Source organism: Gilliamella sp. App6-5, from assembly GCF_001690525.1.
Lineage (GTDB): Bacteria > Pseudomonadota > Gammaproteobacteria > Enterobacterales > Orbaceae > Gilliamella > Gilliamella apicola_H.
Genome location: NZ_LZGT01000014.1, coordinates 34,045 through 59,254 on the forward strand (window position 1 = coordinate 34,045; position 25,210 = coordinate 59,254).

Consider the following 25,210-nt stretch of genomic DNA (forward strand, 5'->3'; position numbering starts at 1 on the left):
AATTGTATTTTTTAATCATTAAATTACAAATTATATTTAGTTTTTATTTTAAAGATTGTTATAAATTAGACCATTGTTAATATCAAACTATGTTAATATAAAAAATAAATAATTTCATTTAAGGAAGGCAAAATATGATTCCTGATGTTTCTAAAGCGCTTAACTGGTTAGAAAAACACTACACCATCTTACAAGGTATTCAACGCGGGGTTGAACGTGAAACTTTACGCATTTTGCCTGACGGGACATTGTCGAAAACTTCATTCCCCGCAAAAATTGGCGCAGCGTTGACTCATCCTTGGATAACAACTGATTTTGCTGAATCAATGCTAGAATTTATTACACCAGTTAATACCAATATCGATTATATGCTAACGTTTTTACGCGATCTGCATCGTTATGCTAGTGTAAATATTGATGACGAAATGATGTGGCCATTAAGTATGCCATGTTTTGTTGCCAATGAAGAAGATATTATTTTAGCTCAATATGGATCATCAAATGAAGGGCGTTTTAAAACGGTTTATCGAGAAGGTCTAAAAAACCGTTATGGTGCAATGATGCAAACCATATCTGGCGTTCATTATAATTTTTCATTACCCATGGCATTTTGGCAAGCAAGAGATGGTGTAAAAAATACAGAAGAAGGTAAAGCTGTTATTTCTGAAGGCTACTTTACATTGATTCGTAACTATTATCGCTTTGGTTGGGTTATTCCTTATTTGTTTGGATCATCACCATCGATGTGCTCTTCATTTATTCAAGATCCACAAAAAGCGAAAGCCTTTATTGAACAAACAAATGGCAACTGTTATTTGCCTTACGCAACATCTTTAAGGTTAAGCGATATTGGGTATACTAATAATGCACAAAAACAACTAGGCATTACTTTTAATCATTTAGATACTTATGTTGAAGGATTAAAACGAGCAACGCATACAAAATCAGCGGAATTTACTAAACTGGGTATCAAAGTTGATGGTCATTATCGTCAATTAAACGATAATGTATTGCAAATTGAAAATGAATTTTACGGGCCAATTAGACCTAAAAGAGTCGCAATGATAGGGGAGTCACCGTCGGATGCACTTTTACGTGGTGGTATTGAATATATTGAAGTACGTGCATTAGATGTTAATCCATTTTCACCGGTGGGGATTACTGAAGAACAAATACGATTTATCGATCTTTTTTTAATTTGGTGTGCACTAGCACCAGCGCCTGAAATGAGCAGTCAAGAACTTGAGTGTGCCAAATTAAATTGGAATAGGGTAATAATGGAAGGACGAAAACCAGGGCTTGAGATCGGTATTGGTTGCAATAGCTATCGAGAACCTTTGGCCAAAGTTGGACACCAATTATTCAAAGATTTATTACGTGTTGCTGATGTTTTAGATCATCAAGATGACAAGCAGAGTTATCGTAATGTTTGTGAGCGTTTAGATTTGATGTTTGATCAACCTGAATTAACTTTATCAGCAAGAACATTACAAGCAATAAGCGATTTAGGGACAGCGAAATTTGGTTTAGCTTTAGCAAGCCAATATAAAAAACAGCTTATGGCAGAACCTTTAGCATTATTAACTGAAGATGATTTTGTTCAACAACGCAATTTATCTATTGAAAAACAGAAGAAGAAAGAGCAGAGTGATACTTTAACTTTTGATCAATATTTGCAGAAAAAGTTGCACGATAAAAATGTTTAAAAATCGATGTTATACTTTACGTTATCGGGCAAGCAACGAAGTTGAGTTGCTCTTGCCTAACCAAGAAATTACAGTTAATAAACCGTTAATCGATCAAACATCATTTACTGTTTTAGTTTGGAATATTTTTAAACAAAAGAAATCTGATTGTATTACTGTACTCAAACAATATGCTGATAAAGCTAAACTAATTTTATTACAAGAAGCACAAACAACATTACCGTTACTTCATTTCATTTCACAGCACAATAAAATTGCCGATCATGTCCCAGCATATTGTTTCAACAATATTTATGCTGGGGTCATGACAATTTCTGACTCGTTACCAACTTCACTTTTTTCGTTTAGAGAAAAAGAACCATTAATTCGTGTTCCTAAATCTGCTTTAATTACTATTTATCCTATTAGAGATTCTAAGCAACAGTTATTAGTTGCGAATATTCATGCTGTAAATTTTAGTATTGGTGTAAAAGTCTACCATCAACAAATACGCGTGTTATTAACCCGAATAAAAGAACATAATGGTCCAGTCATCTTTGCTGGGGATTTTAATGCATGGAGTAGACAGCGACTGAATTTATTGTATCATCTTGTTCATTCAATTGAACTTAAGCCTGTTAATTTTTCCATTGATATTCGTAAAAGATTTATGGGCAGACCGTTAGATTTTATTTTTTACCGAGGATTACAACTTAATACAGCTGAAATTATTAGCACAACCGCATCAGATCATAATCCTCTATTAGTAAATTTTAGATTGGATTTGCACTGGCAAGATTGATTGTTAAGATATCACCTTCTTGAACTCTAGAATTCTTTAGATTATTCCACTGCAATATATCAGTAATTTTTACACGATAATTTTTTGCTATTGAATATAAACTATCACCTGCTTTGACAAGATAAGCAATCTTTTTTTCATTTCTAGAGAAGTTATCTTTGCTTACAATGCTTTTGTTTTGAATGAAACTTGATCTAAATTCAAATGGCATATTAGCATGAGGAGTATCTTGTAGAAGTTCTGTAATTTCATTTGCAACAAGATTTTCTTTTTGTAATTTTTTAAATAAATCATGAGCATGAGTATAAGGAACAAGCAGATGAAAAGGACCATTTACTGTTTGTTGTACATATCCTGCATTGTATGTTGTTAACTCATCAAGCGATAATTTAGAATATTTAGCAATTTTAGCTAATGAAATATTTTTAGAAATATCAATTCTAACAAGCGAATTTTCGTAGTTACAATCAGGTAACTTAATGCCATATCGTTTATTATTTTTAACAATATCAATGATAGCTAAAATTTTAGGCACATAGTGCATGGTTTCAGTTGGCAAGTCTAATGACCAATAATTTGTTGGTAAACCTTTTGCCTGATTTTTCTCAATGGCTTTTCTGACTCGACCTTCACCCGCATTATAAGCTGCAAGTGTTAAAAGCCAGTCCCCATTAAAACGGCTATTTAAATTTTGTAGCAGCGATATTGCAGAATTAGTGGAGGCTATTAGATCCCTACGGGCATCAAATGAATTACTTTGTTGTAACCCATACTCTCTAGCTGTGACTGGTACAAATTGCCACAATCCCGCAGCTTGTGCTGGTGATGTTGCAAGTGGGTCATAAGCGCTCTCAATAAGAGGAACTAAAGCTAATTCAGCTGGTAGATTATTTCTACGAAGTTGATTAATAATGTAATAAACATAAGGTTCAGAACGTAAAGCAACTGTTTCAAATCCTTTAGGATTACGTAATAATCGTTCTCGCTCTGCTTTAACTCGGCTATTTTCAGGAACATTGGCATCAATCTGATTAAGCATATATTGCCATGGGTTCTGAGTGATAGATACATAACTACTAGAATTACTTCTGTTATTAGCCGTGTTTTTCGAATACTTTATTCTAACAACAGGATTATATCGCGGTGCATGATGATGGCACGCACCTAGAAACAAACATAATGTTGTAAATATTAATAACTTTTTCATTATTCCGTAAGTTTTACCCAAATTAAGTTTAATATTATACCTAAAAAATGTCTTTTTGGCTCCTAAAAAAAGTGAACAAATCTAACTCATTATTAAAATTTAACTTATTTTGTAATTGATGTTCATGGCATCGCAAAAATAAGTTAATTTGCTTTTCTTTAGACAAAAAAGACGGTAATGTTTTTGATTTTTTTGAAATCAGATCTATATAGCTTTTGATGCTTTTATCATTAGGCAATATGTGGGACGCAAAGGCTAAATTTGATAGAGTATATTCATGACCAGCACAGATTAAAGTATCATCAGGCAGCCGTTTTAAACGTTCTAATGAATCTAACATTTGTTGATAAGTACCCTCAAAAACCCTTCTGCAACCAGCCGAAAAGAAAACAAATAAAGGTAGCAATAATAAGCTAAATGCCCAAGCGTATGTCCTGGTATTGCTATAACATCAAAGCTAAAATTACCAATACAAACTTTATCTTGATTAATAAGATAATTAATCGGCAAATCAATTTCGCTAGGGCCGTAAATATCAATATGCTGATATTGAGCTTTTAATTCACACACCCCACCAGTGTGATCAATATGGTGATGGGTAAGTAGGATTCCAAGGGGGAATAATTTATACTGATTAATATAATTAATAACAGGTCCAGCTTCGCCAGGATCAATAATCACGGCTTGATTATAAGAGTTGCTTAGAATCCAAATATAATTATCTTTTAAGGATTTGATGCTATTCAGTTGATACATATTATTTTTATACCATCAGTTATCTATATTAAAAGCAAGTAAATTTATATCAGTTTCATAAAAGTATTTTTATAAATTAATCATTTATAGATTGTTCAAATATAGCGTCTTGCATAGTAGGGGATTGGGCTTGTGTTTTAGCTATAATGTCACAGCGCTCATTTTCAATATGACCAGCATGACCTTTGATCCAAATCCATTTAATGTTATGGGGTTGTACTAATTCATCAAGCTTTTTCCATAAGTCGACATTTTTTACTGGTTGTTTGCTGGCTGTCCTCCAACCATTTTTTTTCCAACCGTGGATCCAATTCATAATACCGTTACGCAAATACTGACTATCAGAATATAACTCAATTTGACAAGGTTGCTTTAATTGTTCTAAAGCCACAATTGCAGCTAATAATTCCATGCGATTATTCGTTGTTTTAAAAAAACCTTTCGATAATATCTTTTCAGTTTGTTTATATTTTAAAATAGCAGCATAACCACCGGGGCCCGGATTACCAAGGCAGGAACCATCTGTATATATTTTGATTTTTTTTAACATTTTTTAAATTTATTTAATAATTATTGGGGATCGATTTAAATCTATTGTTTATTTTAATTGAAAATGCAAATTAACAGTCATTTAATTTATTTACTGTTATTCTATAACTTTAGCAAATTGACGATTATCTTCATTTATAAAGGTATCAACATTAAAGTTTTTTGATGCTAGACTATACCACTAAAAATGTTTTTTCCCAATCATTGATATAAAAAGAGAAGCAAGTGATAAATCATTCTACGCGACAAATTGTATTAGATACTGAAACAACTGGTATGAACCAAGAAAGTAATAATCACTATGAAGGACATAAGATTATTGAAATTGGTGCTGTTGAAGTCATTAATCGCCGTTTAACGGGTAACCATTTTCATGTTTACATTAATCCAGAACGCTTAATTGATGAAGATGCATTTAAAGTGCATGGCATAAGTGACGATTTTGTTAAAGATAAGCCGATTTTTAAAAATATAGCGCATGATTTTATTAAATTTATTGATGGCGCTGAATTAATTATCCACAATGCTTCGTTTGATGTAGGCTTTATGGATTATGAATTTCGTCTTTGTGGGTTGGATTTTAAAACTGCTGATCATTGTATTGTTACTGATACCTTAGCCATGGCAAGGCGCCTATTTCCTGGTAAACGTAATAACCTAGATGTATTATGTGAGCGCTATCAAATTGATAACTCTCACAGAACGCTGCATGGCGCGTTATTAGATGCCGAGATTTTAGCTGAAGTGTATTTAGCGATGACCGGGGGGCAAACGACCTTATCTTTTAATGCAGAGGATAATAACTCATCTTCATCGGAAAATAATATAATAAAAAGAGTAGAACGTAACGGCGCGCCTTTAAAAGTAATCAAGGCAACTGAATATGAGCTTTCTGAACATAAATCAGTTTTAAAAAAAATTGATAAAAAAAGTAGTGGAGCATTATGGAATTTAAATAAATGATTGCTTTATAGTCAATTAAACATTAATTTTAAAAATTTTATTGACGATAACAAAAAAAATCTTTAATATCACGCCTGTTTTAATGTTCTAGCATTAAAACTATCAAACAAAAGCGGAGCGGTAGTTCAGTTGGTTAGAATACTTGCCTGTCACGCAGGGGGTCGCGGGTTCGAGCCCCGTCCGTTCCGCCAATTCATCAGATCTTATCTAAATCTATTTAGTCTATTTATTACCAGCCAAAAATAAATAAAGCAGAATTGTATAAATTTTTTATTGAAAATGGAATTACAGGGTAAGTTACCCTGTAACTTTTTATGTTTTTTTCAACTATCCATTTTCATTCAAAAGGCCTTTCTTGATTTCTATCGCAAGAAGTGGATTCCACATAGCACCCGTTGCACTCATAACAGCATCAGCACCACTTTTTATAAATTGATGATAATGTTCACTAGAACCAACTCCACCGACACCCACAATAGCAAATTTTAGATCCATTTGTTTACGATATTTAGCTAAACGACTCACCATATCTAAGCCAGCCCAACGGATTGCATCACCACAAATTCCACCTTCTTTTCTATTTTCACCTAAGGCCGGGTAACCTTTAGCATCAACGGGTTTAGCCGATAATGTGTTGATGGCGCTTAAACCGTCAATGATAGTTCCGACACGAGTTAATAAAGAAATAATCTTTTCATCATCAGGAAAATACGCTAGTTTTAAAATAAGTGGACGATCAGGCACAGCAGTTTTAATGGCATTAACTATTCGTTCAACTTTGTCTACATCAAAGCAAAGTAGTTTACTTGCTCCTTCGTTTGGGCAACTTAAATTTGCTTCAAGAATAGGTGCATTGGTCTCTCTAACTAATTTTGCTGCTAAAGCGTAATCTTTTTCTATTTCTCCATTACCTTGTGTTCCTTGGAAACTACCTATTACACATTGTCCATTGCCAGCTGATTTTACAGCGTCAGCCATATCGAGTTGCCAAATATCAGGTGAAAATGAAGGCACGCCAAATGAGTTGGTAATTGATAATGGCTGATTATAATTGGTATCAGCTAATACTGTATCTAGATTGCATGATAATTTATCTTTAGGATGAACAGATAAAACATTAGGTAAAGGATGGCATTTATGTAGTTTAGTTCTGACCGTTTTATATACGCATAAGTCAAATCCATAAGCAAAAGCAGCTTTAATATAGTTTGCATTTAATAGTGGACCAGCGGGCATACCGAATGGTAAATTGACCTCAATATTTAAGAATTTTGAAATTGTTGTTGGGATTTTTTGTACTTTATCGAGTTGTGCAAAAAGTCCAAAGGGTCCTTGAGCATAATTATCTTCGTAGCTTATATTTGGATTATAAAAAGGTGTTAAAGATTTCATACTATCTCCTGATTATACATGTCTTAAAGTAAATTGATTATTAATTTGAAATGGTTAAAAAACAGTTTGTTAACCAAAAAAAATCCTCCATGAAGGAGGATTTAAAAATAGGGTAAGTAGAGAATAAAAAGATAATTTTGATTTTAATTTGTTAATGGGTATTCCAAACATTCTAATATTCTCTTTTTGTTAACTTTAAGGCATTTTAGCTGATCAAATTTAAAATTCAATATGAAAATTTAAAAAATATGTAACTAAATGAAAAGGTTATAATATTATTTTTTAGATTTATAGTTATACAGTGGAAACTTTAAACACTGTCAAGTATAAAAAATAAGTAAAGTCTTATTTTATTTATATCGATAATTTTCTAATCAATTAATAAATTAAGAAAAATTTTTGTCGAAAAAATGATACACCAGCTATTAATGAAATTAACGTAAGTGGAGAATGACTATTGGTAATGTTATCATTATTGAAAACGAAAAAGATTAAATGTTAGGTATATAAAAATGCAAAATGAAAATATTTTTAAATCGTTAACGCTACCCAATGGTGTTGAATTAAAAAACCGTATAATGATGGCACCAATGACAACATGTTCTGGTTTTTATGATGGTTCTGTTACACATGACTTGATCGAATATTATCGTGTAAGATCTGGTGAAATAGGGGCTATTATTGTTGAATGTGGATTTATCGATAATAAAGGCTTAGCTTTTCCTGGAGCGATTGGTTTAGATAGTGACGATAAAATTGAAGGATTAGCTAAAATTGCTCAAGCTATCAAAGATCAAGGCTCTAAAGCAATTATTCAAGTGTATCATGGCGGAAGAATGGTCGAACCTAAACTCATTGGTGGACAATCTCCTGTAGGGCCTAGTGCAATTGCAGCTCCGCGTCCTAATGCTGCTATGCCAATTGAATTGACTACTGATGAAGTGGACGAAATGATTGATAAGTTTGGTCAAGCCGTGCGTCGAGCTATTCTGGCTGGTTTTGACGGGGTAGAGATTCATGGTGCTAATACTTATTTAATTCAACAATTCTATTCTCCTAATTCAAATCAAAGGAATGATAAATGGGGCGGAAGCCGTGATAATCGTACTCGATTCCCGCTTGCTATTTTAAATATCACCCATAATATGGTTAAACAATATGCAACACCTGAATTTATTGTTGGTTATCGTTTTTCACCTGAAGAGCTAGAAGTCCCAGGCATTCGTTTTGATGATTCCATGTATTTACTTGAAAAATTAGCTGACAAAGGGCTTGATTATGTCCATTTTTCAATGGGAACAACACTTAGACCATCTATTGTTGATACACAAGATCCAACCCCACTAATTAAAAAATATGTAGCAATGCGATCGGCCACATTAGCAAAAATTCCTGTTGTGGGTGTTGGTAATGTTATTAATCTAAATGATGTTAATGATGCAATCAATAATGGTTATGACTTAGTCGCTGTTGGACGAGCTTGTATTGCTTATCCTGATTGGATTAGCCGTATTAAGAAAGGTGAAAAACTAGAACTGTTTATCAATAGTGATAAACGTGAAGAACTTAATATTCCTGAACCTTTATGGCGTTTTTCTTTGGTTGAAAGCTTGATTCGTGATGTTAATCTTAATGTTAAAAAATTTAAACCAGGTAATTATCAAGAAACAGTTAACGATGAATCTTACGAATTTCTTATTAATGTTGAATTAGGTAAAGACTTTATTAAAGATATGGCATTAGTGAATGCTAAAGAGTTTGATAATGATATCCTAGATAATTTTACTGTTATAAAAAATAGAATTATTGATTCCAATAGTTCACATGTTGATACGATTTCAGGAGCAACTACCCAATGTGAAGCTTTTAAAAAAGCAGTCACTAAAGCGATGGCAAAATCTAACAAAGAGGCGATTATTGCCGAAGGTGGCGATCCTAATGACCAATCTTTCGATGTAGTGGTAGTTGGTAGTGGTGGTGCTGGGCTAGCGGCTGCTATTCAAGTGCATGATCTGGGCGCAAATGTAGTAATTGTTGAGCAAATGTCTGTCATTGGCGGTAATACCAATAAAGCCTCAGCTGGTATGAATGCCGCAGAAACTAAGTTCCAAAAACTTAAAGGTATCAAAGACAGTAAAGAACTTTTCTATCAAGAAACGATGATAGGTGGAAAAAATAAAAATAATCCTGACTTATTACATTATTTTGTTGAAAATGCACCAGATGCGATCAATTGGTTAGATGAGAATGGTATTGAACTAAGTGGCATTACAACAACTGGTGGTATGAGTATTGATCGAACACACCGCCCAGAAAGTGGTGCAGCGGTAGGTGGTTTCTTAATCAGTGGACTAGTCAGAAATATCAATAAGCGTGGTATCGAAGTCATGCTTGATACAGCAGTTACTGAAATTGTCACCGAAAACCACAAAGTTATTGGCGTTAAAGTTTCAGAAGAAGACGGTTCAACTCATATGATAAAAACCAAAGCAGTCATTATTGCAACCGGTGGATTTAGTGCTAATACTGCAATGGTTGAAAAATATCGCCCTGATCTTAAAGGATTTGTCACCACCAATCATAAAGGTGCCACCGGCTCTGGTATTATGATACTTGAAAAGCTTGGTGCTGGAACTGTTGATATGGGAGAAATTCAAATCCATCCAACAGTTGAACAAACCTCTTCTTATTTAATTTCAGAATCTATTCGTGGTGGGGGCGCGATACTTGTATCGCAAGAAGGCCAACGATTTGTTAATGAGCTTGACACCCGAGACAATGTATCAGCTGAGATTATCAAACTACCGGAACACTATGCTTATATCTTATTTGATCAACAAATACGTGATGAAAACAGATCAGTTGAAGAATATGTTGCAAATGAACTTGTTACCCAAGCAAATACGATTGAAGAATTAGCTCAAAAGCTATCGATTAATGACAACACATTAACGAAAACTGTAAAACGATACAATCAGTTTGCAACAACTAAACACGATGAAGATTTTGGACGAACAACGGGTATGCGTCATCCGATAGAAAAAGGGCCTTTCTATGCAATAAAAATTGCACCTGGTGTTCATCATACCATGGGCGGTGTAACTATCAATATTCAAACACAAGTCTTAGATACTAATAAAAATGTCATTCAAGGCGTGTTCGCCGCAGGTGAGGTAGTGGGTGGTGTACATGGCGCAAATCGTATAGGAGGTAACGCTGTTGCAGATATCATTATTTTTGGTATACAAGCGGGCAAAAAAGCTGGTGATTATATCAAAAGTTAGCTTGTTATAACTATTTGAGCTTGTTTAGTATGGTACGTCCTAGCTATGAATATACTCAAACTTTAATGGGAACAACGGTTTCATTAACGCTATTAGAGCCTAATGAAGCCGCTGCATATGCTGTTTTTGAAACCATAAAAGTGCTTGAGGATAAATTAACCGTTAATAGGTCGTTATCAGAAGTTATGTCAATTAATTTAGCAGCTGGCCAATGCCCTGTTAAAGTAAGCCATTCTGTGTTTTCTTTGATTGAACAAGCTCAAAAAGTCAGCCTACATTTCAATAGCTGCTTTAATTTTGCCATTGGTCCATTAATTAAGCTTTGGAAAATTGGCTTTCAAGATTATCAAGTACCATCTACCAAGTTAATAAAACAACAATTATTGTTAACTGATCCTAAAAATGTTGAACTGGATGTAAAGACCCATTCCATATTTTTGAAAAAATCTGGGATGGAAATTGATTTAGGTGCAATTGCTAAAGGATATATTGCTGATGTCGTCAAATTGATTTTACAACAATATCAAGTGTATCAAGGCATCATTAATTTAGGTGGTAATGTATTAACATTGGGTAAATCTTCACTTAATGAAGACGGCTATTGGCATGTGGGGCTAAGAAAACCGTTTTCAACTAAAAATAAGCTGTCTGGGATTATTAAAGTTATAAACAAGTCGGTTGTAACATCGGGGATTTATGAGCGCTTTTTTATACAAAACAGTCATCTTTACCATCACATATTTAATCCCAAAACAGGCTATCCACTAGACAATGAATTAGAAAGCGTGACAATAATTTCAGATTCTTCATTGGAAGGCGATATTTATTCAACTGTCTTTTATGGATGGGGACTTGATAAAAGTAGAGAATATTTACAAAAACATCAAAACTTATCAGCTATATTCTTGTTAAAAAATAAAACAATAACATTAATCAATACTGATAATTTTATTTTTCAACAGCTTGATACTCAATACACAATCAGCAGAGATTATAATTAAGATTGCCATCAAAAAATCATAAATAATATTAATTTTATTTAAGTTTTTATGGTTTATTTGATGTTTTGCTCAAAATTTTGTTAAAAATTTAATTCTTTTGATGCTTTTATATAAGACAATAAACTTGTGCAAATAATGGAGTACGAAGTGAGTATCATAGTGTAACAAAATTAAATATTAACTTATTAAATACTATTTAAATTAAAAAGGAAGATACTATGAATATAGTAAAAAAACCGCCAGTAAAATGGCTTCCACTCATAATTATTGCAGCAATCTCAGCAATACTCTGGTTGTTTGTAACACCGCCAACTGGTATTAGCCAACAAGGTTGGCAAACCAGTATTATTTTTGTGGCTACTATTGCCTGCATTGTGGCCGAAATAATGCCAATTGGAGCAATTGGCTTATTGGCAATTACCGTTTTTGCCGTATTAAGACCTTCTGGGGCAGATACAAATACGGCAGCTATTAAAATCGCCTTAAGCGAATTAAATAGTAGTCTTATTTGGTTGATTGTTATTGCTTTTATGATTGCTCGAGGCTTTATTAAAACAGGGCTAAGTAAACGCATTGCCTATTATCTTGTGAAGATTTTGGGTAAAAATACATTGGGATTAGCTTACGGTTTATCTGTTACTGATATCGCGTTGGCGCCAGCTATTCCAAGTACCACCGCTCGAGCTGGAGGTGTTATATATCCAATAGCAGAAGCTTTAGCCATCAATTTTAACTCTAACCCGAAAGATAAATCAAGAAACCGCATTGGTACATTTTTAATGTTAACGATTAGTCATGTAAATGATATCACCTCTGCAATGTTCTTGACAGCATTTACTGGAAACTTATTAGCTGCTAAATTAGTTACAACATCACTAGGTATTACACTAGGCTGGGGACAATGGTTTATTGCAGCAATTGTGCCATGTTTAGTTTCATTTATTGTGATCCCTTTGGTTATTTATTTCTTAACTAATCCAGAACTAAAGAAAACGCCAGAAGCACCAAAGTTAGCTGATGAAGAATTAACAAAAATGGGACCAATAACCATTAACGAAATTGTTATGGGAGGAACTGTACTGCTATTATTAGTATTTTGGATTTTTGGTAAAAACTTTGGTATAGATTCAACGACTACAGCCTTTATTGGTTTGACTATATTGATCTTAACCGGTGTATTAAGCTGGGATGATATAAAAGGCGAAAAAGCGGCTTGGGACACATTAATTTGGTTTGCGGCATTATTAATGATGGCAGGCCAAGTGAATAAACTTGGTGTAACAAAATGGCTGGGCGATACAATAGGTAGCGCGGTGCAAGGTCATTTAGGTGAAAGTAGTTGGATATTTGTAATAATCGTTTTATGTATTGCTTATGTTTATTTACATTACTTCTTTGCCAGTGGAAATGCGCATATTGCCGCATTATTCCCAGTTTTCTTATCGATTGCTATTGCGCTTGGTGTACCAACTTTGATTGCCATTTTTGCTTTAGTCATTTGTACTAATTATTTTGGGTCAATAACACAGTTTGCAAATGCTAGAAATCCACTATTATTTGCCGAGGGGTTTGTTCCTGTAAAAACTTGGTGGAAAGTTGGTTTTATGTGTAGTGTTGTAAATCTGCTCATTATATTTACTATCGGTATTTTATGGTGGAAGATTATTGGCCTTGATCAATAATAATTAAAAACTATCTTACAAACTATTGTATATACCGCCACATTGATTGGCGGTATTCATCTGTATATCAATTTTTATTGCTAGCAAATTACAATTGATAGTTTCCAATCGTTAATCACTTCCCAATATTTTTGTTCTTGGGCTAAATCAAGTAATATCAGTTTATTATTTTCAACAAATTCTTGATTAATTTCTAAAGTGATTTTGGCTAGTTTATTTTCTAATAATTTTAATTGAAATGCCTGTAAATCAATGGCGGCATTCCGTTGATTATTTATGAGGATAGACAATCTTAGAATTTGCATTAATGATATTATATGTTTGTATTCAAACAGGCTAAAATAAGGTAGTTCATCAATATTGATCGATTTTCTATGGTAGCGAACAAGGGTAGATAAAAGTAATTGTTGTTCTTCATTGAATCCTGGCAGATTACTATTTTGCAAAATATAACTTGAATGTTTATGAATTGAAGAAAAGTTAATCTTTAAACCTACCTCATGGAGCTGAGCTGCCCAGTATAAAATAGATTCAAGATTGGGCGGAATAGTAATCGGTGCTTGCTTTTGCCATTGTGAAAATAAATATTTTGCAGTTTTAACAACTTGTTTTGCATGGCGCTGATCTATGTTGTAATGTTCTGAAAGTGATTGTGCGGTGTTTTTCCTAATATCTTGGTAATTAGGGCAATCAATCAACTCATAAAATACGCCCTCCCGTAATGCGCATGGGCTAAATTGTAAAGTCTGTAAACCCAGCGCATTAAAAATACCACTAAATATAGCTAACCCGCTGACAAATACTTTTTTTCTTTCTTTGGACAAAGAGGGGTAATTAATATCGTTAAATGTTTTAAATTCCAAAACATAACTAATTAGATCATCGAGCCTTTTAGGAGTGATAATGCCATCACTGACACCAAGATCTAATAAGATATGATAAATAGACTTAATGGTTCCAGACGTACCAAATGCAGCTGTGATATTCATTTTTTTTAGTCTACTTATCATACTTTCTATTTGCTGTTCGGCGGCAAGTTTTGCTTGTTGAAATGATACTGCGTCAATTGTCTGCTCATAAAAAAACTGTTTGGTATAAGTTACACATCCCATGGGACGACTAGCAACAATTAAAGGAGTTAAATCATTTCCTTTGCCTATCGCAATTTCAGTAGATCCACCACCGATATCTATCACAAGTTTTGTATCGGTTGGTGATGTTGATTCTGCTGTCATGGTGCCTAAATAAATAAGACGAGCCTCCTCTTGGCCCGAAATAATTTCAATAGGGAAGGGAAACACTTTAGCCGCCGCCATTAAAAATTTATGTCTATTTTTGGCCACCCTTAAAGTATGAGTTGCGACAACACGAATATGTTCGTGAGGAAATCCATTTAATCGTTCGGCAAACAGCGCAAGGCACTCTACACCTCGCATAATACTTGATTCAGTGAGTTCGTTATTGGCTTTAAGCCCTGTTGCGAGATGAATATTTATTTTATTTTTATAAATAATCTGTATGACACCATTAATGATACGAGCAATCACCATATGAAAACTATTTGAACCAAGATCGACTACCGCATATTCATTGAAACTATTCATGTTAGAGTCCTTTTTCAAAGGATTCTGACTGCTTCAAATAATCATAAATGGCATACTGGGCTCTGATTTTTTTCTTATTACCTCTTTGTACGTAATTGTTGGCTGCATCTTTATCAATAATACGAGCTTTTACATTGTCGTTGCATTGTATATCAAATATATTGTGGATAGTTGACTTTATTATTGGATCGAAGATTTTCACGCCTACTTCAATCCGATTATCAATATTACGGGGCATCCAGTCGGCAGAGGAGATATAAGTATCTTTTTTCCCATTATTTTCAAAAATATAAACACGAGCATGCTCTAAGAACTGATCAACAATACTTGTAACAGTAATATTTTCACTTAAATTCGGAATCTGTGGTATTAATACACAAGTTCCTCTTACAACCATTCTAACTTTTACCCCAGCACAAGATGCACGATACAATTGATCTATCATATCTTTATCAGTTATTGCATTAAGTTTTAAATAGATGCCTGCTGCTTTGCCAGCTTTGGCATTATTTATTTCTCGTTCGATAAATTCATAAAATCGTAATCGTGTATTTTGTGGTGAAACAAGCAAATGGTTAAATGATACGGGTTTAAATGGGTTTTCAATAAAATTAAATACTTTTTTAACTTCATCTGTAATTGCTGGATCTGCTGTTAATAGTGAAAAATCGGTATAAATGGTTGCTGTTTTTTCATTAAAATTACCTGAACCAATATGGGCATAACGAACTATTTGATCGCTTTCTTTACGATCAATTAAAAATAATTTAGCGTGGATTTTAAGTTTGGGTTGTGAATAGATAACTTTAATACCACTGCTAATCAACTGTTTTGCCCATTTTATATTTGCTTCTTCATCAAACCTAGCTTGCAATTCAACGACTACGGTGACTTTTTTGCCATTATTTGCAGCATTGATGGCGGCATGAATAAAGCGAGAGTCTTTTGCTACTCGGTAAATATTCATTCGAATATGCGTAACAGATGGATCAAATGAAGCTTGCCTCATGATTTCTAAAACATGGCCAAAAGAGTAATAGGGGTAATAAAGTAAAACATCTCGATCTTTAATTGTATCAAACGAATTTCGGAATTGCTTAAATCGAGTGTAGCTTAAGTTTTGTATTTTCTTATTTAATAAATTCTTTTGCCCAAGTTCAGGAAATTTAACAAGATCTTTAAAATTAGGATAGCGTCCACCAGGCATTGCGTCTTGTTCGGTTAACCGTAATTTATTAATCAACAATTCAAATAATGCTTTTGGCATATCTTTTTGATAAGTAAATCGTACTGGCTGTGCTGTTAAGCGTTGTTTTAAACCTTGAGACATAAGTTCAAGTAAGCTATCTAATTCAGTATTCAACTCATATTCTGCATCTCGATTAATATTAATTGAATACGCATTTAATTCTTTGGCATCAAAAAAAACTTTAAAAATATCTGATAAACAATATCGTAATATGTTGTCTAAAAAGATGATGCACTTATTTTTAGTTGAAACCTCTGACGGTAGCAGTACAAAACGAGAAACATTATCAGTCGGAAGTTCTAGTAATGCATAACTGATATTATCCTCACAAACTATTTCTACAGCCAAATAGGCATGATCATCTTTTAAAAATTGAATCAATTCTGTATGGCTATCAAGCAAAATAGGGGTAATATATTGCCTCAGATTTTGTTTATAATAATTCTTAATCCAATTTTCTTGATAAGCCGAAAGTTGTCTTTCATTAATCAAAAAGATTTGATTTCTGGCCATTTCTAACAATAATTCATTATAAAGTTGATCAAACTGTAATTCTAATTGAATAACCTTTTGATTTACTTGTCGTAATAGGCTTTTAGCATTAGATGAAGAATGCACTTGTTCTTGTTCAATAAGCACATATCTTTTTAAATTAGCAAACTGGACTTTATAAAATTCATCAAGATTACTGGAGTATATGCCTAAAAACCGTACTCTTTCGATAAGCGGATTGCTTTTATCTGCAGCCTCTTGTAAAACTCGCTGATTGAAAGATAACCAGCTGAGCTCTTTAGGTAAATATACTTTTTCTTCAATCATTATAGTTTTTTAAACTCTAGTAAAAGATTCTATACAGAATAACTTAAGTAAAAAAAAAAGCTAGCAGATAGCTAGCTTTTTTTATATCGATTAAAAATTTAAGATTTAAATACGGTGAACTGAAGTTGTGTTAGTGGTTCCACTTGGTACTAAAGCACCAGACACCATCACAATAATATCGCCTTGTTGTAAACCACATACTTTTACCGCCATCTCTTTACCTAAACGATAAAAATCATCAGTTGAATTGATTGAATCAATTAAAATTGGTTCTACACCTTTAGTAACAGCTAACTGATTAACCGTTTTTTGACTTGATGAAAGCGCTAAAATGCGGGCTCTTGGAAAATAATGACGAACCTCTCGAGCGGATTTACCACTACGTGTTGCAACAACAATTAATGGTGCATTTAAACGTTCAGCAATTTCCACAGCACCACAACAAACAGCCGCGGTTATGCTTAATTTTTCTTCTTTAGTTGTTAGTTCTAAAAAAGCAGGAATAGTACCATCTGTACGTTTACAGATAGTCGCCATGACATTGACTGTTTCTAGTGGATATTTACCTTTAGCACTTTCGCCTGAAAGCATAACTGCATCGGTACCATCAATAATTGCATTTGCTACATCACCAGCTTCAGCACGAGTAGGGCGCGGATTTTTGATCATTGAATCGAGCATTTGTGTTGCGGTTATAACTGGTTTAGAGGCTTTATTACATTTTTTGATCATCATTTTTTGAGCAAAAATAACTTCTTCAACGGCAATTTCAACACCTAAGTCACCACGTGCAACCATAATACCGTCAGAAGCCTCAAGAATTTCATCAAAGTTATCTAAACCCTCTTGATTTTCGATTTTAGAGATAATTTTTATATCTTCACCACCATGCGCTTTTAAGTGAGCGCGAATGTCTTCAACATCAGAACGTTTACGAATAAATGATGCTGCAATAAAATCAACCCCTTGTTCACAACCAAAAATAAGGTCGTTTTTATCTTTTTCTGCTAGTGCTGGTAATTTAATTGAAACGCCAGGTAAATTGATACCTTTATTTTCACCAAGCTCTCCGTTGTTTAAAACTGTACAGATAACTTCGTTACCTTTGATTTCTATCACGTCCATTGCAATTAAACCATCATCAACAAGTACACGATTACCCGGTTTCAGATCATGCGCAAAGCCATCATATGTAACTGCTACTCGTTCATTATTTCCAATGACATTCTTATCTGTTGTAAAAGTAAATGTTTGACCAGCAATAAGTGATACATCATCACCTCCTTCTAATTTAATGGTGCGGATTTCTGGCCCTTTGGTATCTAACATGATCGCCGCTTTTAATCCAGTTTCTTGCATGACTTCTCGTAAGTTCTTAATACGGTTGCCATGTTCTTCATAATCACCATGAGAAAAGTTTAAACGCATAACATTCATGCCTGCGTTTAACAATTTTGCTAACATCTCTTTTGATTCGGATTTGGGTCCGATAGTACAAACAATTTTAGTCTTTTTCATAATAATATCTACTTTGTAATTTATTTAATGTTAATGTTTTGATTCTATTTAAAAACTCGATAAATCAACGTTATGCAAAAAAACAATGGCAGTGCATTGGTAGGGTTGGTTAAAAGGCTTCTATGTAGCTTTAAATAGCCACAAAAATCACATAAAGCATTTGAAGAGTATGATAATTTCATCAATAAGTTAAATCCTTTAAAAATTATTCTTATTATATTCTTAACAGTATTTTAAATAAAGTTTTTTATCCTAAATAAATTTTTTGTTTATAAAATAATTTAATAATAACATTCATAAATGTATTTTTACTAAAACTCGCACAAAAATAAAAGGTTTGAACTACATTAAATCTTTAAGTTGGTAAATGAGTTCATTTTTGTTGTTTTTCAAAGTTAATTGGTTATTAGTTAAATTGATTTTTGCACCATCAGTAATTAATTGTTGAATAACATGATCTAATTGATTTAATTGATCATCATTACAAAGCATTTTGATCATTGCAACACCTGTACCTTTAATGTTGTTTTTATCTAAAATAACTTGACCTGAAAACTGGTTACACATTTTGCCTGTGATAGTCATTTTTTCACCGAATATAAGCTCAGCTTGATCATCTAAAGAGATATCCTGACCATTTGCATTAATTAATACGAAACGGTGATGCATAAGATCAGTATCTTGTATCTTACCCGTTTCATAGCAACCAGACATAACCAAAGCAACAGTAAATAGCGAAATTAGCAATAATGTTTTTTTCATATGAACTCCTAATGATGGGTTAAATTTGCTATAATTAAACCTATTTATGACGTTAATTAATATTATCTGACTCTCTATGTTATCTCAAAACCAATTAAAAAACCTTGACTCAATGACTTTCTTAGATAAGCACAAAATAATAAAATTTGCCCAGAAAAGTCAAACTATAACTAATATAGATTCAGCCATACAAAATGCTAAGTTACATTACCAAGCTAGAATAGATTCATTACCAAAGAGCATTGATTTTCCAGATAATTTACCTGTTGTTGAAAAAAAACAAAAAATTTATGACGCAATTAAGCATCATCAAGTGGTCATAATCGCAGGTGAAACAGGTTCAGGAAAAACCACGCAAATTCCTAAAATCTGTTTAGAATTAGGCTTGGGCGTCAAAGGCTATATTGGTCACACCCAACCAAGGAGATTAGCTGCACGTTCAGTGGCTAATCGTATTGCAGATGAGTTGAAAACAGAAATAGGGCAATTAGTTGGTTTCAAAGTCAGATTCTCTGATCATGTTAGTGAAACAACACTGATTAAATTAATGACTGACGGTATATTGCTTGCTGAAATTCAAAAAGATAAACTTTTATTACAATACGATACCATTATTATTGACGAAGCTCATGAACGTAGCTTAAACATTGATTTTATTTTAGGCTACCTTAAGCAATTATTACCTAAACGTCCAGACTTGAAAGTCATAATAACATCGGCAACGATTGATGTGGAACGTTTTTCTAAACATTTTAACCAAGCACCGATTATTGAAGTGTCGGGTCGTACCTATCCAGTTGAAGTTAGATATCGTCCCACAATATTAAATGAAGATGATAATTACAATGATAAAAATAGTGATTTTCAACCGATCATAGAAGCAATTGATGAACTGTCTGCTGAAAGCCATGGTGATATACTTATTTTTCTAACTGGTGAAAGAGAAATTCGAGATCTTGCAGATACACTTAATAAATTGGAACTTCGTCATACTGATATCTTACCATTATATGCAAGGTTATCAGTATCAGAACAAAATCGGATTTTTCAGTCACACACTAAAAGGCGAATAGTTCTAGCAACAAATGTGGCAGAAACATCGTTAACGGTGCCTGGAATTAAATATGTTATCGACACGGGTTTAGCTAGGATTAGTCGCTATAGTTATCGCACTAAAGTTCAACGTTTACCGATTGAACCGATATCTCAAGCTTCAGCCAACCAACGAAAAGGGCGCTGTGGGCGAACCTCAGATGGTATCTGCATCCGGTTATATGATGAACAAGATTTTTTATCTCGTCCCGAATTTACCGATCCTGAAATTTTACGTACCAATTTAGCATCGGTGATATTACAGATGACCTCGTTAGGTTTAGGTGACATTGCAGCATTTCCTTTTGTTGAAGCGCCTGATGCAAAATATATTCGTGATGGCATTCGATTATTAGAAGAACTCGGTGCAATATTTACTAAACATCATCGATATCATTTAACTGAAATAGGACGGATTTTAGCACAATTACCCATCGACCCAAGGTTGGCCAGAATGCTGGTCGAAGCAAGGCGATTAGGTTGTACTAAAGAAATAATGATAATTACTGCAGCTTTGTCGATACAAGATCCTAGAGAAAGACCTTTTGATAAACAGCAAATTTCTGATGAAAAACATTGGCGTTTTGTAGATAAGGAGTCCGATTTTATTTCTTTGATTAATTTATGGAATTATATTAAAGAACAACAAAATATGCTATCCGGCAATCAATTTAGACGATTGTGTCAGAAAGAGTTCTTAAACTACCTTCGGATTCGAGAATGGCAAGATGTTTATACACAAATTAGACAAACAATTAAACAATTAGCATTCCCTATAAATAGTAAAGCGGCAGATTATAATTCATTACATGTTTCATTACTAAGCGGTTTATTATCCCATATCGGAATGAAAGAACTTGAAAAGCATGAATATATTGGGGCACGAAATATTAAATTTGCAATTTTTCCTAATTCGGCACTTTTCAAAAATCAACCTAAATGGTGTATCGTTAGTGAACTGATTGAAACTAGCCGGCTATGGGGAAGAACAGCGGCTAAAATTGAAGCTGAATGGATTGAGCCCATAGCAAAAAATTTGGTGAAATATAGTTATAACGAACCAAGGTGGTCCAAAAAACAAGGTACAACAATTGCAAATGAAAAAGTCACATTATTTGGTTTACCTATTGTTGTTAGCCGAATAGTGAATTATAGTAAAATCGATCCTGTATTAAGTCGTTCCCTATTTATTCGTCATGCCTTGGTTGAAGGTGATTGGTTTACCAACCATCAGTTTTATAAAAAAAATAAAAAATTAATTAATGAGATTAAAGATCTTGAGCATAAATCTCGTCGGCAAGATATTTTAATAGATGATGATGAACTTTTTGATTTTTATGATAAGCGAATAGATAAATCAGTCGTATCATCTAAACATTTTGATGCTTGGTGGAAACAAAAACAGAAATCAGATCCTGACTTTCTTAATGTTAAGAAAGAGATGTTGATCAAACAATCGGCACAACTAATAAATTTAAATGACTTTCCTGATTTTTGGAATCAAGATAATTTGAAATTAGCACTGAGTTATCAATTTGATATCGGATATAAAAGTGACGGCGTCACAATAAGAATACCTCTTAATCTATTAAACCAAATCAAAAATAGGGGATTTGATTGGCAGGTACCAGGTTTTAGAAAAGATCTAATTATTGCATTAATTAAATCATTACCTAAATCACTGCGCCGAAATTTTGTTCCAGCACCAAACTATGCTGATGCATTTTTGAGTAGGGGTATTTCAATGGATCAACCTTTACTTGAAAGTTTAGAAACCGAATTTCATAAAATGACAGGTGTAAAAATTACCCATGAAGATTGGCAATTGGATCAAATTCCTGATTATTTGAAAATGACTTTTAGCATTGTTGATAATAACAATAAAGAAATTGCTGCAAGTAAAGACCTCGTTTTACTAAAAGAACAACTTAAAAACGAACTTCAACAAGCATTATCATCTTTAACAATTAAGAAAACGGTTCAAATTGAGCAAAGTAATTTAACTGGGTGGAGTTTCGGCTCTCTACCTAGTATCTATGAAGAAAATCATAAAAATTATACGATTAAAGCTTATCCAGCAATCATTGATAATCAATATTCTGTAAGCATTAAGTTAGTCGATAATCAAGATGAGCAACAAAGACTGACAAAATTAGGACTAAGACGCTTGCTTATACTCAATATACCATCGCCAATCAAGTATTTACATGAAAAGTTACCGAATAAATCTAAATTAGGCTTATACTTCAATGCTTTTGGTACGGTACTGAGTTTAATTGATGACTGCATTGCTTGTGGTGTTGACTATTTGATTGAAAAAAATGGTCAGGCCATTCAAAGCCAAAATGATTATGAGGCATTATTAGATTATACTAAAAGTCATATTAATGATGTTGTGGTTGATATTGCCAAAGAAGTTGAGTCCATTTTGACTTTATTTTACAACATCAGTAAAAAGTTAAAGGGTCGCATTGATATATCATTAGCTTTTGCTTTATCTGATATAAAAAAGCAAATGGATAATCTTATTTATAAAGGTTTTGTTGTAAAATCGAGTTATAAACGACTGCCAGATATCAATCGTTATTTATTGGCGATTGAAAAAAGAATTGAAAAACTAATGTTGAATTCCACTAAAGATAGGCAATCGATGAATATAATTGAAGAGGTTGAAATTGAATATAAAAAATGGGTGAATAGCTTATCGGAAAATTCAAAATCACAAGAAAAAGTAACAAATATTCGTTGGATGATTGAAGAGCTTAGAGTAAATCTATTTGCACAGCAGTTAGGTACTGCATATCCAATTTCAGCAAAACGTATTAAGCAACAAATCGATAAAGTAAAATCTGAGTTGTAACAGTTAATTGAATGAAGATATTTGTTCGATAAAAAAAGGGCGCTTATGCGCCCAATTATCTATATAAAGTTTATCGATAAAGATCGACAAACACAGTTATATTCGGACCATTTGAATCATGAGCTACTCTAGCAATATGATAATACTTAGCACCGGCATCAATAGCTCGTTTACCTGCCTGATAAGAAATTTCCTGATCAGTAACATAATAACCTCTGAATTTAATTGTATCAAATGCCACCATTTTAGCTGCAGTTGCATCATTTAATTCTTGAATTTTTCGCCCGTTTGACAGAGTGACAGTGTAACGATTAACACGTTGAGATTCAGTCTCAAGCGTGGTAACTTCAGATGCATGGATACTGGTTGCTGCAGAAGTTTTCGTTTTATTAGTAAGTTCATCAATGACTTTTATTTTATTATTAAATTTATCTGCATAAAATTTTTCATTAAACGCTGATGAGGAATAATATCCTGGTTTTTCAACTTGCATTGCGGCATCACCACCTTTAGCTAGGGCTTGTTGACCAGCTTCAGAATCATAAGGAATTGCATTTTCTGGTTGTAGTTTACGTTCAGGTGCATCCTTCTTAAATAAATAGGCGGCAACTTGTATATTACTACCTAATTCAGAACGTGAATCAATATAAAAGGCGTAAGCACCTTTTGCTGATGCTTCTTTTGCAATTGCTTGGTTCATATCATATTCATTGGGGAAATAACCACGAATACGCACGATATTGAAAGGCTCTAAACGTATGGCTTTAGATTTGGGATATTCATATACACCCTCGAATTTACGAAAACTTTCTATTTGTTGTTCAGCTTTAGGAGCATCAGATTTATATAATTTAGCGTAGACGATGCGTAAAGTATCATTAGAAGGGCTGATATTGGTAGTTGTTATAAAAAAAGATGCAGCACCTTCTTTATCTGCCGCTTTTGACATTGCCAAAACATAGTCATTATCAGTATAAAATGCTCCACGGATAGTTATACTTTTAAATGATTGCAAATCTTTAGCTTGTTGCTCGGTTAGTTGTTGGGCTGCAAACGAAGAAAGAGGGGCAAGAGCCAAAGTTGCTACAATAAATGTTTTCTTTAAACTTGTCATATATTAAGACCTTACAATATAGTATTGCTGTTATTTTAACATAAATAAATCTAATTGCCTAAATCTATTAAAGCATTTAAGTTTTTAATAAATATATATTTTCCTTTAGCTGATAAAATATTTTGTTCTTGAAATTTTGATAAATTTCTACTAACTGTTTCAATCGTTAGGCCTAAATAGTTAGCAATATCAGCTCGACTCATCATCAGTTTAATATTTAATGAAGAATGTCCTCTTTCTTTATAACGTTGATAAAGTGAATATATGAATGTTGCTAATCGCTCATCCGCTTTTTTTTGTGAATAGCATAATACTAATTTTTGATAATTATAAATATCAGAACTTAGTAAATTAAATACCATGTCTCTAATGTTTTTTTGATTATCAACAAGTGACATTAATTCGTCATAACGAAGCTCACAAACCTGCGTATTGCTAAGCGCTTGGATAGTATTGTTATATACTTTTGTCGAAATTGAATCTAAACCAACAATATCACCGGGTAAATAAAAACCATTAATTTGTTGGTGATTATCTGCCGTTGTAACAAAAGTTTTAAATGCACCTGCATGAATAATGTAGAATTTAGTAAATGGTGTATTAGCCTTAACTACAATTTCGTCTTTGCTATAAGATACTTTGCGATTTAAAATGCTATCTATCTTATTGTTGAGCATCATGGGAATACAAAGAGATCCTATGCTACATAATTCACATGGAACAGAATAACTTTTTGAACGCAATGTCTTAAAAATATTTTGCATATTAACCAAAAGAAACAATCATAATTTATTAGGTTATCATATTTTATAATAAAACAACAATTGCACACTAATTATTATTTTATAATTTTTCATTGTATTAATTAAAT

The 25,210-nt window shown here is 33.1% G+C and carries 18 protein-coding genes and 1 tRNA gene; 8 read left to right on the forward strand and 11 right to left on the reverse strand.

All coding sequences use genetic code 11. The features are described from left to right. Positions 1-134: 134 nt before the first annotated feature. Positions 135-1,706, forward strand: coding sequence for a glutamate--cysteine ligase (gene gshA, locus A9G24_RS01935; RefSeq protein ID WP_065637535.1), 1,572 nt, complete (start codon positions 135-137; stop codon positions 1,704-1,706). After that, the gene (locus A9G24_RS01940) at positions 1,699-2,487 is read left to right on the forward strand and encodes an endonuclease/exonuclease/phosphatase family protein (protein ID WP_065637536.1); all 789 of its coding nucleotides are present in this window, start codon (positions 1,699-1,701) and stop codon (positions 2,485-2,487) included. The genes gshA and A9G24_RS01940 overlap by 8 nt, the downstream gene beginning before the upstream one ends. On the opposite strand, the gene A9G24_RS01945 is transcribed toward A9G24_RS01940, so the two are convergent. The 4 genes from A9G24_RS01945 to rnhA all read right to left on the reverse strand — a co-directional run bounded on the left by A9G24_RS01945 (position 2,459) and on the right by rnhA (position 5,000). Further along, positions 2,459-3,526: a transglycosylase SLT domain-containing protein gene (locus A9G24_RS01945; protein WP_065637537.1), complete on the reverse strand. Its 1,068-nt coding sequence runs from the start codon at positions 3,524-3,526 to the stop codon at positions 2,459-2,461. The genes A9G24_RS01940 and A9G24_RS01945 overlap by 29 nt on opposite strands. A gap of 208 nt (positions 3,527-3,734) precedes the next feature. Next, positions 3,735-4,034, reverse strand: coding sequence for a hydroxyacylglutathione hydrolase C-terminal domain-containing protein (locus tag A9G24_RS12995; protein ID WP_218056187.1), 300 nt, complete (start codon positions 4,032-4,034; stop codon positions 3,735-3,737). Beyond that, on the reverse strand, positions 4,028-4,450 hold the full coding sequence (locus A9G24_RS13000) for an MBL fold metallo-hydrolase (RefSeq protein ID WP_218056188.1): 423 nt from the start codon (positions 4,448-4,450) through the stop codon (positions 4,028-4,030). The genes A9G24_RS12995 and A9G24_RS13000 overlap by 7 nt, the downstream gene beginning before the upstream one ends. A gap of 76 nt (positions 4,451-4,526) precedes the next feature. After that, complete coding sequence (gene rnhA / locus A9G24_RS01955) at positions 4,527-5,000, reverse strand: ribonuclease HI (protein ID WP_065637538.1); 474 nt, start codon at positions 4,998-5,000, stop codon at positions 4,527-4,529. A gap of 224 nt (positions 5,001-5,224) precedes the next feature. On the opposite strand from rnhA, the gene dnaQ reads away from it, so the two are divergent. Both dnaQ and A9G24_RS01965 read left to right on the forward strand, forming a co-directional pair. Then, on the forward strand, positions 5,225-5,962 hold the full coding sequence (dnaQ, locus tag A9G24_RS01960; protein WP_081303045.1) for a DNA polymerase III subunit epsilon: 738 nt from the start codon (positions 5,225-5,227) through the stop codon (positions 5,960-5,962). Between the two features lie 114 nt (positions 5,963-6,076). Beyond that, positions 6,077-6,153 (forward strand) — tRNA-Asp (locus tag A9G24_RS01965). 136 nt (positions 6,154-6,289) lie between these two features. Here the strand turns inward: A9G24_RS01965 and A9G24_RS01970 are convergent. Next, entirely contained in the window at positions 6,290-7,354 is a 1,065-nt protein-coding gene (locus A9G24_RS01970; RefSeq protein ID WP_065637539.1) for a dihydroorotate oxidase, read from the reverse strand. Positions 7,355-7,866: 512 nt separating this feature from the next. Here A9G24_RS01970 and A9G24_RS01975 point away from each other — a divergent pair. From A9G24_RS01975 to A9G24_RS01985, 3 genes are all read left to right on the forward strand, one after another. Further along, the gene (locus tag A9G24_RS01975) at positions 7,867-10,638 is read left to right on the forward strand and encodes a flavocytochrome c (RefSeq protein ID WP_065637540.1); all 2,772 of its coding nucleotides are present in this window, start codon (positions 7,867-7,869) and stop codon (positions 10,636-10,638) included. A gap of 29 nt (positions 10,639-10,667) precedes the next feature. Next, positions 10,668-11,639, forward strand: a complete 972-nt coding sequence (locus tag A9G24_RS01980; protein ID WP_065637541.1) for an FAD:protein FMN transferase — start codon at positions 10,668-10,670, stop codon at positions 11,637-11,639. Between the two features lie 218 nt (positions 11,640-11,857). Further along, positions 11,858-13,321, forward strand: a complete 1,464-nt coding sequence (locus A9G24_RS01985; protein ID WP_065637542.1) for a DASS family sodium-coupled anion symporter — start codon at positions 11,858-11,860, stop codon at positions 13,319-13,321. 80 nt (positions 13,322-13,401) lie between these two features. Here the strand turns inward: A9G24_RS01985 and A9G24_RS01990 are convergent, their stop codons facing one another. The 4 genes from A9G24_RS01990 to A9G24_RS02005 form a co-directional block, all read right to left on the reverse strand. Next, positions 13,402-14,925, reverse strand: coding sequence for a Ppx/GppA phosphatase family protein (locus A9G24_RS01990; protein ID WP_065637543.1), 1,524 nt, complete (start codon positions 14,923-14,925; stop codon positions 13,402-13,404). 1 nt (position 14,926) lies between these two features. Further along, complete coding sequence (ppk1, locus tag A9G24_RS01995; RefSeq protein WP_065637544.1) at positions 14,927-16,993, reverse strand: polyphosphate kinase 1; 2,067 nt, start codon at positions 16,991-16,993, stop codon at positions 14,927-14,929. Positions 16,994-17,098: 105 nt separating this feature from the next. Next, positions 17,099-18,511: a pyruvate kinase PykF gene (gene pykF, locus A9G24_RS02000; RefSeq protein WP_065637545.1), complete on the reverse strand. Its 1,413-nt coding sequence runs from the start codon at positions 18,509-18,511 to the stop codon at positions 17,099-17,101. A 342-nt stretch (positions 18,512-18,853) separates the two neighbouring features. Continuing rightward, the gene (locus A9G24_RS02005) at positions 18,854-19,273 is read right to left on the reverse strand and encodes an META domain-containing protein (protein WP_065637546.1); all 420 of its coding nucleotides are present in this window, start codon (positions 19,271-19,273) and stop codon (positions 18,854-18,856) included. A 76-nt stretch (positions 19,274-19,349) separates the two neighbouring features. Here A9G24_RS02005 and hrpA point away from each other — a divergent pair, with 76 nt between their 5' ends. Then, positions 19,350-23,225, forward strand: a complete 3,876-nt coding sequence (hrpA, locus tag A9G24_RS02010; RefSeq protein ID WP_081303046.1) for an ATP-dependent RNA helicase HrpA — start codon at positions 19,350-19,352, stop codon at positions 23,223-23,225. Between the two features lie 70 nt (positions 23,226-23,295). Here the strand turns inward: hrpA and A9G24_RS02015 are convergent, their stop codons facing one another. After that, positions 23,296-24,339 (reverse strand): YdgH/BhsA/McbA-like domain containing protein, encoded by a 1,044-nt coding sequence (locus A9G24_RS02015; RefSeq protein WP_065637547.1) that lies wholly within the window; start codon positions 24,337-24,339, stop codon positions 23,296-23,298. 50 nt (positions 24,340-24,389) lie between these two features. Next, complete coding sequence (locus A9G24_RS02020) at positions 24,390-25,103, reverse strand: helix-turn-helix domain-containing protein (protein ID WP_081303047.1); 714 nt, start codon at positions 25,101-25,103, stop codon at positions 24,390-24,392. Positions 25,104-25,210 lie beyond the last annotated feature (107 nt).